We start from the raw sequence: 12,941 nt of genomic DNA on the forward strand, positions 1-12,941 counted from the left end.
AAGAGGCTTATCAAAGATAAGCTCCTTGTTCCCGAAAAACATTCTAAGAATTTAGGTTTGATTTGCTGGATCAGATATGGGTGGATTAGATTTCTTCTTCCTAGAATCTTTTGTATCAGAATCATCTGAATCTCCAGCTCTAGGTTTTGCTCCGGCCATAATATCGTCTATTTGGTCAGTATTTAATGTTTCGAATTCAACTAACGCTTTCGCCATGGCGTGAAGTTTCTCAATGTTTTTATTGAGAAGATCCGTAGCGGTTTTATAACATCTATCAATAATTTTCTTTGACTCCTCATCAATTAATTTCGCAGTTTGATCCGAAAAAACGGTAGATGAGTTTGAGGCTGATCTTCCTAGAAATGGTTCGTCATTTTCATCTTCATATCTCATGGGACCTAATTTTTCAGATAAACCCCATTTAGTTACCATGTTCCTAGCAAGTTCAGTAGCTCTCTCGATGTCATTAGAAGCACCAGTAGTTACACCTTTGTCTCCGTAAATTAATTCTTCGGCAATTCGACCACCAAAAAGACCACATATTCTATCGAGAATTCCCTGTTTACTTAGGCTATATCTGTCTTCTTCTGGGAGGAATACTGTAACACCAAGCGCTCTTCCTCTAGGAATAATAGAGACCTTGTAAACTGGGTCGTGTTCGTCAAGCTCTCTTCCTATGATTGCGTGACCAGCTTCATGATAAGCTGTTCTTGTTTTCTCTTCTAAAGACATAACCATAGACTTTCTCTCAGCACCCATCATTACCTTGTCTTTTGCAAGTTCTAATTCGTTCATTGTTACTTTTTTCTTTCCTGACCTAGCTGAAAATAACGCAGCCTCGTTAACTAAATTCGCCAAATCGGCGCCAGAAAAACCTGGAGTTCCTCTAGCGATATACGAAACTTCAACGTCCTCAGAGATTGGCACATTTCTACAATGCACCTTAAGAATTTGTTCTCTTCCTCTTATGTCAGGCAAAGGAACTACAACTTGTCTGTCAAATCTACCTGGTCTTAATAAAGCTGGGTCTAGAACATCGGGTCTGTTGGTAGCAGCAATAATGATAATTCCTTCATTAGCCTCAAATCCGTCCATTTCTACTAAAAGTTGATTTAATGTCTGTTCTCTTTCGTCATGGCCACCGCCGAGACCAGCTCCTCTGTGTCTTCCTACAGCATCTATTTCATCAATAAAAACTATGCATGGAGCCTGCCTTTTGGCTTGCTCAAACATATCTCTAACTCTTGACGCACCAACACCAACAAACATTTCAACGAAATCTGAACCAGAAATAGAGAAGAATGGAACTTGTGCCTCCCCTGCTATAGCTCTAGCTAAAAGGGTTTTTCCAGTCCCTGGGGAACCGCTCATCAAAATTCCTCTTGGAATTTTTCCACCTAATCTTTGAAATTTTGAAGGATCTTTTAAAAAATCAACTAATTCTTGGACTTCTTCTTTAGCCTCTTCTACACCAGCAACATCTTTAAAGGTAGTCTTAACTTTTCCTCCTTCAAGCATTTTTGCCTTACTTTTACCAAAGCTCATTGGTCCGCCTCTGCCTCCCATTCCACCTTGCATTTGGCGCATAAAGAAAAAGAAGATAGCCAATATTATTAAAATTGGAAAGCTAGCAACTAGTAGCTGAGTCCAAATACTTTCTGTTTGAGGCTCCTCTCCAAAAACTTCGACCTGGTGTTCAAACAAATCGTCCATTAACTGGTTGTCTTGCACGTAAATTGGCCTTGTGGTTTTGAAAGAAGTTCCATCTTCTTTGAAACCGTTGATAGAATATCCATCTCCTTCAAATGAAACACTGGCTATTTGATCTTTATTGACTAGAGATACAAACTCAGAGTAAGTAATATTTTCTGAACCCGGGCCTTGATTAAAATTTTGTAATGCAAAAAAGGTTGCACCTGCAATGAAAAGCCAGATAAAAGTGTTTCTTAAAAATTGGGACATAATATTTTAAATCTATATTTTATCGATACCTAAAATGTAACATTCTTTCGAGGTTGATCTTGAAGCATCAGGTTTTATTCTTTTAATTTTTCTAAAGCGGTTTTTCAATTCATTTTTTAAAAAATTCATAGAATCCCCTTCAAAACATTTACACAAGTATTTTCCACCAATTTTCAGAAATTTGTCTACTATACTTATCTCTATTTCTAATAAGGATTTCATATTTTCAGAGTCAATTATACTCACACCACTTATATTGGGGGCGATATCAGATAAAACAATAGACATCTCATTTAAGTTGATCTTGTCGACATCTTTTAAGTCGATTTGAAAGAAATTTACGTTTTTTATTCTTTTCATAGGCAATAAATCTATTGCAATTATTGAACCTGAATCACCTAAAATATTACTAACTACTTGGCTCCAACCGCCTGGAGAAGAACCTATATCAAGAACTTTATCTCCAACCTTAATAATTTTATTTTGTTTTTGTATCTGAATTAACTTGTAAGCAGCCCTAGATCTATAACCATCTTTTTTTGATAGAGAATTATATTTTTCTCCTTTTGAATAAGATGCATGTTTTGACATGGATATTTATGAATGTTTTGTGGACACAATCTCATATTCTTTGAATCCTGAAGGAGTTTCAAACTTTATGATTTCGCCTTCTTCTTTGCCTATAAGAGCTTTAGATATGGGAGATGAATAAGATATTTTCCCCTTTTTTACATCGGCTTCATCCTCACCAACAATTATATAGGTCACCTTTTTTTCTGAGCTCATTTCAAAAAGTGTAACAGTCGCTCCAAATATAACTCTTCCAGATTCAGGGATATTCTTTACCTCTATTATTTGAGATCTGGATAGTTTTGATTCTATTTCTCTAATCCTTGCCTCTGCTAAGCCTTGTTGCTCCTTTGCTGCATGGTATTCAGCATTTTCTTTAAGATCCCCAAATTCTCTGGCTTCTGCGATGGCTTTTGATATTTTTGGCCTTTCAGTTAAAAGTTTTTGAAGCTCTTCTTGCAAAGCAACCTCTCCTTCTTTTGTCATGGGTTCTCTGTCATGCATAATTAACTATATATCTTGTAATTTTCTATAAGACCAATCAACCTTTTTTGTAATTACTTCACAAATAGCTTTCGCACCTTTAATTGTTGTAGTGCAACAAATTTTTTCATCTAATGCAGTCCTTCTTATTGAAGCAGAATCTAAAATTGATTCTCTACCCTCTGTTGTGTTTATAACAAGATTGACTTCTTTATTTTTCATCAAATCTACTATATTTGGCCTACCTTCTATAACTTTTTTTATTTGGCTTACTTTAAAGCCCATATTTTTTATAACACTCGCGGTTCCTTTAGTTGCAAACAAGTTGAAATCTTGTTCAACCAGCGAAGGTACTATTTCTGATAAAAATTGTTTATCCGTATCTCTTACACTTATAAAAACTGATCCTTTTTTTGGAATTTCTACTCCTGCACCAACCTCAGCTTTTTCAAAAGCCTCTGCAAATGAATTCCCTATCCCCATTACTTCGCCCGTAGATCTCATTTCCGGGCCAAGTATAGGATCTACGTTTTGAAACTTATTGAATGGCATCACTGCTTCTTTTACAAAAAAACCTTCTAAGCTAGGTATCTCTTGAAATTTTAAATCTTTCAGACTTTTTCCGGCCATTATTTTTGCGGCTATCCTTGCGAGAGGAATTCCTAATGCCTTAGAAACAAAAGGAATGGTCCTAGAAGCTCTAGGATTTACTTCTAAAAGATAAACATTGTTATTGACATATGCCAACTGGACATTAACCAAGCCAATTATTTTCATATTAGATATTACTTTTTCAACTTCAATTTCAATCTTATTGATCGCATCTTTTGAAATATCATAGGGAGGAATTGAGCAAGCTGAATCACCAGAATGGACCCCGGCTTGTTCAATATGTTGTAGGATTCCGCAAATGACAAATTCTTTTCCATCGCTAATTGCTTCGACGTCAAATTCAATTGCTACATCTAAAAATTTATCCAATAGGACTGGATTGGAATCATTCACTTGAAAAGCGCTGCTTAAATATTTTTTAAGATCTTCGTCATCGTATACTATTTCCATTGCTCTTCCTCCCAAAACATAAGAAGGTCTTACAACTAATGGGAATCCTATTAAATTTGCAACTTCGATAGCCTCTGTTTCATTTGAAGCCATTCCATTTGGTGGTTGAGACAGATCATATTTTTCTACAAAATTTAAAAATCTTTCTCTATCTTCAGCTAAATCTATCTGATCCGGAGATGTTCCTAGTATAGGAATGCCCAAATTATCAAGTTCATTTGCAAGCTTTAAAGGAGTTTGTCCACCATATTGAACAATCAAACCTTTTGGTTTCTCAAGTTCAACTATTTCGATAACGTCTTCAAGTGTAATTGGCTCAAAATATAAACGGTCGGAAGTGTCATAATCGGTTGAAACTGTTTCGGGGTTACAATTAACCATTATAGTTTCGTAACCATCTTCTTTGAGAGCTTGTGCGGCATGAACGCAACAATAATCAAATTCTATACCTTGCCCTATCCTATTTGGCCCTCCCCCCAAAACCATAATTTTTTTATTTTTAGAGGGTTCTGCCTCGCACTCATCTTGATAAGTAGAATACATATAAGCAGTAGATGTTCTAAATTCAGCTCCACATGTATCAACCCTTTTGAAGACTGGATTTATATTCAAACTTTTTCGAGCTTTTCTTACTTCTGCCTCATTAATATTTAATAATTGAGATATTCGTTGATCAGAAAAACCTCTTTTTTTAGCACCAAGAAAATCAGATTCATTTGCCAAAAATCCTTTTTTCATTATTAGGTTTTCATAGCTAACTAATTCTTGTAATTCACTTAAAAACCAAGGATCAATTCCTGATGCATCATAAATTTCCTCAACTTCATAACCTCTTCTGAAAGCTTCAGCGATATAAAAAATTCTTTCAGGAGAAGGAGAAATTAATTTAGATCTAATTTCAGTTTTTGTCGGCTTAGCGTCAAAACCCTCTAATCCACTCTTCCCAATTTCTAGACCCCTAATTGCCTTTTGAAAAGATTCTTGAAAAGAAGAGCCAATAGCCATCACTTCGCCTACGGATTTCATCTGTGAAGTTAAAACTTCATCTGCGCCAGGAAACTTTTCGAAATTAAACCTTGGAATTTTTGTGACCACATAATCTATGGTGGGCTCAAAAGAAGCGGGAATTCCATCGCCACTGATATCATTTTTTAACTCATCTAAAGTAAATCCTACAGCCAACTTCGCCGCTATTTTAGCTATTGGAAATCCTGTAGCTTTTGAAGCAAGAGCTGATGATCTTGAAACTCTTGGATTCATTTCAATGATAACCATCTCGCCATTTTTAGGGTTTACAGAAAATTGAACATTCGAACCTCCTGTTTCAACGCCTATTTCTCTTAAAATTGCCATAGAAGCATTTCGCATTTTTTGATATTCCTTATCAGTTAAAGTTTGAGCTGGTGCTACAGTAATTGAATCGCCAGTGTGAACTCCCATTGGATCAAAATTTTCTATGCTGCATATTATTATGCAGTTGTCTGCTTTATCCCTTACTACTTCCATTTCGTATTCTTTCCAGCCAGATAAATATTGGTCAATATAAAGTTCAGATGTTGGAGAAAGATCAAGTCCCCTTTCGCAAATTTCTTCAAATTCGTCCGGATTATAGGCAATACCACTTCCAGAACCGCCCATAGTAAAATTTGGACGAATAATGCAAGGAAAGCCGACATCTTCTAAAATTTTTTGCGCTTCCGATAAATCATGAGCGAGCCCAGCTTTTGGTGTTTTAAGCCCTATTTTTTTCATGCATGAAGCAAAAAGTTCTCTATCCTCAGCTTTGTCGATTGCTTCTTTTGTAGCGCCTATTAACTCAACATTAAATTCCTTTAAGACTCCATGTTTGTTTAGATCGAGAGCTGCATTGAGTCCTGTTTGTCCACCCATAGTAGGTAATATTGCATCTGGTCTTTCTTGAGCGATTATTTGTTTTAATGATTTCCAGTTTATAGGTTCAATATAAGTCGAATTGGCTAATTCAGGATCAGTCATAATAGTAGCGGGATTAGAGTTAACTAAGATAACTCTGAAACCTTCCTCTCTCAAAGCTTTGCAAGCTTGAACGCCCGAGTAATCAAATTCACAGGCTTGACCTATTACAATTGGACCGGCTCCAATTATCAATATCGAGTTAATATCTTTTCTTCTTGGCATATTTTTTAAATACCCATGTTTTGAATAAACTTATCAAACAATTTTCTAATATCCTGTGGTCCTGGGCTAGCTTCTGGATGCCCTTGAAACCCAAATACTTTGCCTTCATCATAAGATATTCCCTGTATTGTGTTGTCAAATAATGACCTATGGGTAACCTCAACATTATTATTGTTTTTAATGCTGCTATCACTAATTGTAAAACCATGATTTTGACTAGTTATAAAAACTTCATTTGTTTTTAAATCTTTCACTGGATGGTTAGCTCCATGATGTCCAAATTTCATTTTTTCTGTCTTTAACCCAAGAGCAAGTCCGAGCAATTGATGCCCTAAACAGATTCCAAAAATTGGTATCTTTTTTTCCAAGAAAACCTTTATTGCATCTATAGCGTATCTACAAGGATCTGGGTCTCCTGGACCATTTGATAAAAAAATACCATCGGGCTTCATTTTCAAAACTTCTTTAGCCGAGGTCTTTGCTGAAACTACAACTACCTCGCAACCTCTATCTACCAAAAGACGCAAAATGTTATGTTTCACTCCAAAATCATAAGCAACTACTTTGAGAATATTTTTTTTTGAATTTTCATTTTCTGTTCCTTCTTTCCAAACATATTTATTGGAGCAAGTTACTTTTTGCGCTAGATCCTTTCCTTTTAGATCTCCAAAAGAATCAAACATCGAGTCAATTTTAGTGTTAGGGAGATTCTCTTTCGAAATCACTGCGGGTTGTGAGCCCTCCTCTCTTAAAATTCTTGTAAGTTTTCTGGTATCTATTCCAGCAATACCAATAATTTTTTTCTTTTTTAAAAAACTATTCAGACTTTCTTCATTCCGCCAGTTACTTGTAAATTTTGTCTGCTCTCTTATGACGATCCCTTTACACCCTCCAGTAAAAGATTCTAGATCTAGGTTATTTGTACCTACATTGCCAATATGTGGGTAAGTAAAACAAACAATCTGATCTGTATAAGAAAGGTCTGTTATTACCTCTTGGTACCCCGACATAGAAGTATTGAAAATTATCTCTCCGACTTGAGGTTCATCTGAACCAAAAATCTCCCCAAAAAAAACATTCCCAGATTTTAAAGTGAGTTTTGCTTCTTTATTTTTTTTATTATTCAAAGCTATTGATTAAAAAAAATCGCGACATAGAAGAAAATCTAAGTATCGCGATAGTTACGTCTAATGCCGATTGCATTAAAAAACGACTATAATGAAATATATACGTTTAGTCCATGGATATCTCAAAAGAAAATGATAAAAAGTTCAGAAGACATAAAAAAAATGAGAGAAGCAGGCAAAATAGCTGCTAAAACTCTTGAAATGATCGAAGAATTCATCAAGCCTGGTGTAAGTACAGGAGAACTTGATAGCATTTGTCATAAATTCATCACGGAAGACCAAAAATGTATTCCAGCACCGCTCAATTATAAAGGCTTCCCTAAGTCTATTTGCACTTCTGTCAATCAAGTGGTGTGTCATGGAATTCCAAGTGAAACAAAAATTTTGAAAAACGGTGACATAATGAATATCGACGTTACCGTTATCAAAGATGGGTTCCATGGAGATACGAGTAAAATGTTTTTTGTTGGAAAAGAAAAGCCCCATACTAAAAAATTAGTAGAAACGACTCAAAAATGCATGTACGAAGCCATCAAAATTGTTCGTCCGGGAGTAAGACTAGGAGACATTGGACACAAAATCCAGACAATTGCAGAAAATAATCATTATTCTGTCGTAAGAGACTATTGTGGTCACGGAATTGGAAGAGTCTTTCACGAAGATCCTCAAATACTTCATTATGGCCAGCCAAATACTGGTTTAGCATTAAAAGAAGGAATGTGTTTTACGATAGAGCCAATGATAAATATCGGAACATACAAAACTAAATTATCTAAACAAGATGGATGGACAGTTGAAACACTCGATGGGAGGCTGTCCGCTCAATGGGAGCACACAATATTAGTTACTCCTGATGGATTCGAAGTTCTAACAATTCGTGAAGAAGAATTAATACAATGAACCCTCTTATTTCTGAAGTAAATTCTTATCCATTTGATAGATTGCGAAAACTTTTGAGTAAATCATCGCCAAAAAGATATAAAAACAACTTCATAAATTTATCTATAGGAGAACCTAAGCAAGATTCAAACAAAGAAATCTTAAAAATTTTAAAAAAAAATGAAAAACTTTTTTCTCAGTACCCTCCAATTGAAAGTATTCGAGATCTAACCAATAGTTATAAAACGTATTTGAATAAAAGATTTGGTGTTTCAAATATCGAAAATGAAAATATTCTAAATTTAGGTGGAACTAGAGAAGGCACCTTTTCAGTTATTCAATCTTTGTTTAACAGATCTTTAAAATTAAAAAAGCCGTTTATTTATATGCCGAATCCTTTCTATCAAATTTATGGAGGTGCATCTTTATTTGCTGGTGCAATTTCTAAATATATAAATTTAAATGAAGAAAAAGATTTTATCCTTGACCTAGATTCTGTTAGTGAAAACCAGTGGCGAAAGTGTCAAATTCTAATAATGTGCTCCCCTTCCAACCCCACAGGAAGCGTCATGAAGAGAGAAGAAATTTTAAAAGTTATTAAACTTTCTAGGAAATATAATTTTTATATTGTCAGTGATGAATGTTACATAGATATCTATCGTAAAAAACCTCCAGAAAGTTTTATTCAAGTATCCATTGAAAAGTACGGAAACATGAGGAATATTGTTTCTCTCCATAGTTTATCCAAAAGATCAAACCTACCGGGATTTAGGTCTGGAATGATTTGTGGAGACAAAAAACTCATAAACAATTTTAAAAAGTATAGAGCCTTTCATGGGGTAAGCATTCCTTTGCCAATTCAGATGGCGAGTTCAGCTGCTTGGAAGGATGAAAAAACAGTATTTAAGAATCGAGATTTTTACAAAAAAAATTTTGAACTTGCAAAGAAAATTCTTAATTATGACGCTCCTGAAGGAGCCTTTTATATGTGGTTAAAAACTGAAGATGGTGAAAAATTTTCTAAAACTTTGTTTATTGAAAAGAATATTGTTACTCTTCCTGGAAAATACCTTGCTGTTTCCAAAAATGGTAAGAATCCAGCTGAGAACTATGTAAGAATTGCTTTAGTTCACAACAAAAAAATAGTTAAAGAGGCTTTGGAAAAAATTTCAGAAATTTTATGACAAATAAGACTTGGCGAGGTTATGGCTTGGGTACCAAAAACAAGAAAGGTGCCTTTATTGAAATGTATTTTGCACCAGAAAATATTGCAGAAACAACGAAAGTAGTCGTTGATCCCGATGATGAAATTATTAAAAAATTTGAAATAGTTTTTGTATCGGACGATAAGCCGCCTGAAACAGTCAGCGAGGCTTATCTAAAACTTCATTTATTATCTTTAAGAAAGGTTAAGCCAAATGAGACAAACTTGGATGGTATTTTTAACATTCTTCCAAATGTTGCCTGGACATCTCTTGGACCTGTTGATGCTGAAGAGCTTTCTAATTTTCTCTTTAAAAACAAAGAAAAAGGTATTCCGGTTAAAGTTTTCTCTATAGATAAATTCCCTTGTTTGACCGACTATGTTTCTTTGAGTGATGTTAGAATTGCAGATGCAAGTCGTGTAAGGCTAGGAGCATATCTTGGTCCAGGGACTACCGTAATGCATGAAGGATTCGTCAACTTTAATTCCGGAACACTTGGTGAAGCTATGGTTGAAGGAAGAATTTCTCAAGGAGTTGTAGTAGCTGAAAATTCTGACATTGGAGGAGGTGCCTCTACTATGGGTACTCTTTCAGGAGGAAATGAAATCAAAATTTCTGTTGGAAAAAATTGTCTTTTAGGAGCAAATTCCGGATTGGGTATTCCTTTAGGCGATAGGTGCACTATAGAAGCAGGATTGTATTTAACAAGTGGTTCAAAAGTTGAAATTCTTGGCGAAAATGGTGATGTAGAAACTTCTTCAAAAGCCAGCGACTTAGCAAATAAACCTGACCTTTTATTTTTTAGAAATTCATTGACTGGTGCTATCCAGTGTAAAAGAAATAAAAATGTAAATAAGCTTAATAAAGATCTGCATGACAATTGAAGAGTCTTATGAAGAAGAATATAAGCCAGCTAGCTTTTTAAGAAGAATATTAGCTCTTTTCTACGATACTCTGTTACTGACCGGAATCATATTGGGGTACTTGCTGGTAGTTACTCTAATGTTTGGTGATACTTTTGAAAGCATTTCAGAAAGAATATTTTTACAATTTTCTTACTTAATCTTAGGCGTAATTTTTTTTACTTATTTTTGGAAAGTTAACAAAGGACAAACGTTGGGAATGCAAGTCTGGAAAATAAGAATAGTTGGAGATGAGAATAAAGAACCCTCTACAAAAAATCTAATTTATAGAAGCTTATTTGGTTTGGTTTTCAATCTAGCTTTTGGGTCAAATTATTTGTTTATTTTTTTTAATAAAGATAAAAAATCCATCAACGATTTGCTGTCAAAAACAAAAACAATAAAAATTAATTAATTTTTAACATTCTTATACCGATCAGAGCTACTAAAAGCGAAGGAAGAAGTATCGCCAAAGATGGTGAAATATTGTTGATGATTGCCACGTTTCCAAAAATCTTTAATATCAAATTGAAACCAAAAGCCATCAAAGAACCGAAAAGGAGTCTTTCGAGATTTTTATTTTTTGTGAATAAGATAAGCGATAGAGATAAAGATAATAAAATTATTGCAATAGCAGAAAATGGTTCAAGAAGTTTTTTCCAAAATTCATATGAAATTTTTTTTCTTTCTCTTTCCGGTCCAGTTTGCGTGAGAATTTTAAATACCTGAGAGAGAGATAGTTCTTTGAGTCCTAATTTTTCATTAATCCCGACGACAGGAGCATTTTTCCAATTAAAGACCTCATACCCTTCCCTATTTATATTTTCAAAAGCGTTATTTAATTGCCAACTATTATCTTGAATTTCAAAAGATTCAGCTTCGACTATAGTTGAAAGTTTTTTATCTGGGCCTAAAAAATAAAGAACAACGTTAGAGCCGCGATTTTTTTCAAAAGAAAAATTAGCCATGACATTGTCCTTTTGTAGCCATTGAGAGGTTTTATCAATGTCTTCTTTTTTATACTTCAAGTTATTTGCTGCACTTTCTAAAGTTGGCGTCAAAAATTCAAAACTTAATAATGTTAAAAGTAAAACAATTATGATGGGTTTCAATATATTCAAAACACTAATACTTAATGATTTTCCTAAAATTTGTGCTGCAACTAATTCTCCTGAGTCGCTTAAAAATCCAAAAGTTAAAATGGCCGAAATTACAGCACACAGAGGTAGAATTTCACATAATCTTCCCAATGAAATTAAAAAAAGATATTCAAAAATTTTAGCGAAACTGTAATCGTTATTTAAATCTTCTAACTCTTTTACAAAATTTAAAAGTAAATCTAACGAAAGAACTAAAAAACACACAAAAAAAAGAATTTTGAGAGATTCCCAAAAGAATATCTTGTCTATAGTGTCTCCAAAAATTGTTTTCAACTTATAACCTCATAAAAAATGATATTGAAAATTACCGAAACTAAAATGACAAGCAACAAAAGTTGTAAAAACCACCTCTTAGAATATTTTTTCGCGATGAGTGAATTGAAATTGAAAATAAATTTGTCAAATCCAAAGAGAAATATTGCGAGCATTGCAAATAAGCTGTGAATGATTAAAAAAATTTGCGTAGGTGTAAAAATATTCTCCTCAATAAAGGCTTTTTGGCCTATCACTAGGCCATAGTATGATAAAAAAATTACCAAACCAGAAAAGACCAAAATAAATCTACCGTTTTCCTGCATTCTTAAGCTGAGAGGCGAGGCAATCAACACAGATATAATTAACATCAAACTTAATGAAAATCTTTCTAAAATTTCTGTTACATAAATTTGATTATCGGTCTCTTTTGATAATTCATTCCAAGTTTTAGTTTTAATTTCCTTACTGGTTTGTATTTCACTTTTTGGAAAAAGGAAAAAAAGACTTTCAAAATCTAAAAAAAAATTATTCTCTTCAAGGGGGATAAATAACTCCCCATTCTCGAATAAAATTTTGTTGTAAATTTGATCATTTGAATTAGCAGAAACCTCCTCGGAATTAAGTATGTAATTTAAATCTTCTGATTCAATTTTTGCAAAAATGTTTTGGAATCCAAGATCTGACGCGCCTTCAGCAAAAAAAATACCATTTAATTCTTCTATTTCGTTAATTTTGCCTTCTCCCATAAGTTTAAAATTATCAGCAAAAGATTGAGATTTAGACAAAAAGCTGAGCTGTTGATTTGATGTGGGAGCTAAAAAGAAAGAATTAAAAATAAGAAAAATGGATAGAAAAATTGATGGAACTAGGCAAATTAATACTATTCCTGATTCACCTAATCCAGCTTGGTTGGCAAAGGTTATTTCATTTGTTTTTTTTAAATTATAAATAGCAATTAAAGTGCCAATGAACAAAGACGTTGGGATAGCAATTTCTAGTAACGATGGTATTGAAAAAATTAAAACTAAACTTACAAGACTAGGATAAAGTTCACCATTTGATGCTTTCTCAAGAAATCCTATTGATTCATTAAAAAATAATATTCCAAAAAGTATAAAAAAAGTTATAAGTAACGTTTTTAGCAATTGGTTTAATATATAAAACGATATAATTTTTGGC

Annotated in this window: 11 protein-coding genes; 4 read left to right on the forward strand and 7 right to left on the reverse strand. The window is 33.7% G+C overall.

Annotated elements, in window-relative coordinates; translation table 11 throughout:
* Nucleotides 1-51: 51 nt before the first annotated feature.
* From ftsH to carA, 5 genes are read right to left on the reverse strand one after another with little or no spacing between them, the layout of a single operon-like run.
* Nucleotides 52-1,962, reverse strand: a complete 1,911-nt coding sequence (gene ftsH, locus M9C82_04390) for an ATP-dependent zinc metalloprotease FtsH (GenBank protein URQ73198.1) — start codon at nt 1,960-1,962, stop codon at nt 52-54.
* A 12-nt stretch (nt 1,963-1,974) separates the two neighbouring features.
* Nucleotides 1,975-2,553, reverse strand: coding sequence for an RlmE family RNA methyltransferase (locus M9C82_04395; protein ID URQ73199.1), 579 nt, complete (start codon nt 2,551-2,553; stop codon nt 1,975-1,977).
* Nucleotides 2,554-2,559: 6 nt separating this feature from the next.
* Nucleotides 2,560-3,036, reverse strand: a complete 477-nt coding sequence (gene greA / locus M9C82_04400; GenBank protein ID URQ73200.1) for a transcription elongation factor GreA — start codon at nt 3,034-3,036, stop codon at nt 2,560-2,562.
* Between the two features lie 6 nt (nt 3,037-3,042).
* Complete coding sequence (gene carB / locus M9C82_04405) at nt 3,043-6,234, reverse strand: carbamoyl-phosphate synthase large subunit (protein ID URQ73201.1); 3,192 nt, start codon at nt 6,232-6,234, stop codon at nt 3,043-3,045.
* A gap of 5 nt (nt 6,235-6,239) precedes the next feature.
* The gene (gene carA, locus M9C82_04410) at nt 6,240-7,361 is read right to left on the reverse strand and encodes a glutamine-hydrolyzing carbamoyl-phosphate synthase small subunit (protein ID URQ73202.1); all 1,122 of its coding nucleotides are present in this window, start codon (nt 7,359-7,361) and stop codon (nt 6,240-6,242) included.
* A gap of 132 nt (nt 7,362-7,493) precedes the next feature.
* On the opposite strand from carA, the gene map reads away from it, so the two are divergent.
* The 4 genes from map to M9C82_04430 are packed head-to-tail and all read left to right on the forward strand — an operon-like array spanning nt 7,494 to nt 10,762.
* Entirely contained in the window at nt 7,494-8,261 is a 768-nt protein-coding gene (gene map, locus M9C82_04415) for a type I methionyl aminopeptidase (protein URQ74127.1), read from the forward strand.
* Nucleotides 8,258-9,424 (forward strand): aminotransferase class I/II-fold pyridoxal phosphate-dependent enzyme, encoded by a 1,167-nt coding sequence (locus M9C82_04420; GenBank protein URQ73203.1) that lies wholly within the window; start codon nt 8,258-8,260, stop codon nt 9,422-9,424. Before map ends, M9C82_04420 begins: the two co-directional genes overlap by 4 nt.
* Nucleotides 9,421-10,329: a tetrahydrodipicolinate N-succinyltransferase N-terminal domain-containing protein gene (locus tag M9C82_04425; protein ID URQ73204.1), complete on the forward strand. Its 909-nt coding sequence runs from the start codon at nt 9,421-9,423 to the stop codon at nt 10,327-10,329. The genes M9C82_04420 and M9C82_04425 overlap by 4 nt, the downstream gene beginning before the upstream one ends.
* Nucleotides 10,319-10,762, forward strand: coding sequence for an RDD family protein (locus M9C82_04430; protein ID URQ73205.1), 444 nt, complete (start codon nt 10,319-10,321; stop codon nt 10,760-10,762). Before M9C82_04425 ends, M9C82_04430 begins: the two co-directional genes overlap by 11 nt.
* Here M9C82_04430 and M9C82_04435 read toward each other — a convergent pair.
* Nucleotides 10,755-11,780, reverse strand: coding sequence for an LptF/LptG family permease (locus M9C82_04435; GenBank protein ID URQ73206.1), 1,026 nt, complete (start codon nt 11,778-11,780; stop codon nt 10,755-10,757). The two genes, M9C82_04430 and M9C82_04435, sit on opposite strands and share 8 nt — an antisense overlap.
* A complete protein-coding gene (locus M9C82_04440) occupies nt 11,777-12,907 on the reverse strand; it encodes an LptF/LptG family permease (protein ID URQ73207.1) in 1,131 nt (376 codons plus the stop codon). The genes M9C82_04435 and M9C82_04440 overlap by 4 nt, the downstream gene beginning before the upstream one ends.
* Nucleotides 12,908-12,941 lie beyond the last annotated feature (34 nt).

The organism is SAR86 cluster bacterium, from assembly GCA_023703675.1.
In the GTDB taxonomy this organism is placed as follows: Bacteria; Pseudomonadota; Gammaproteobacteria; order Magnimaribacterales; family AG-339-G14; genus AG-339-G14.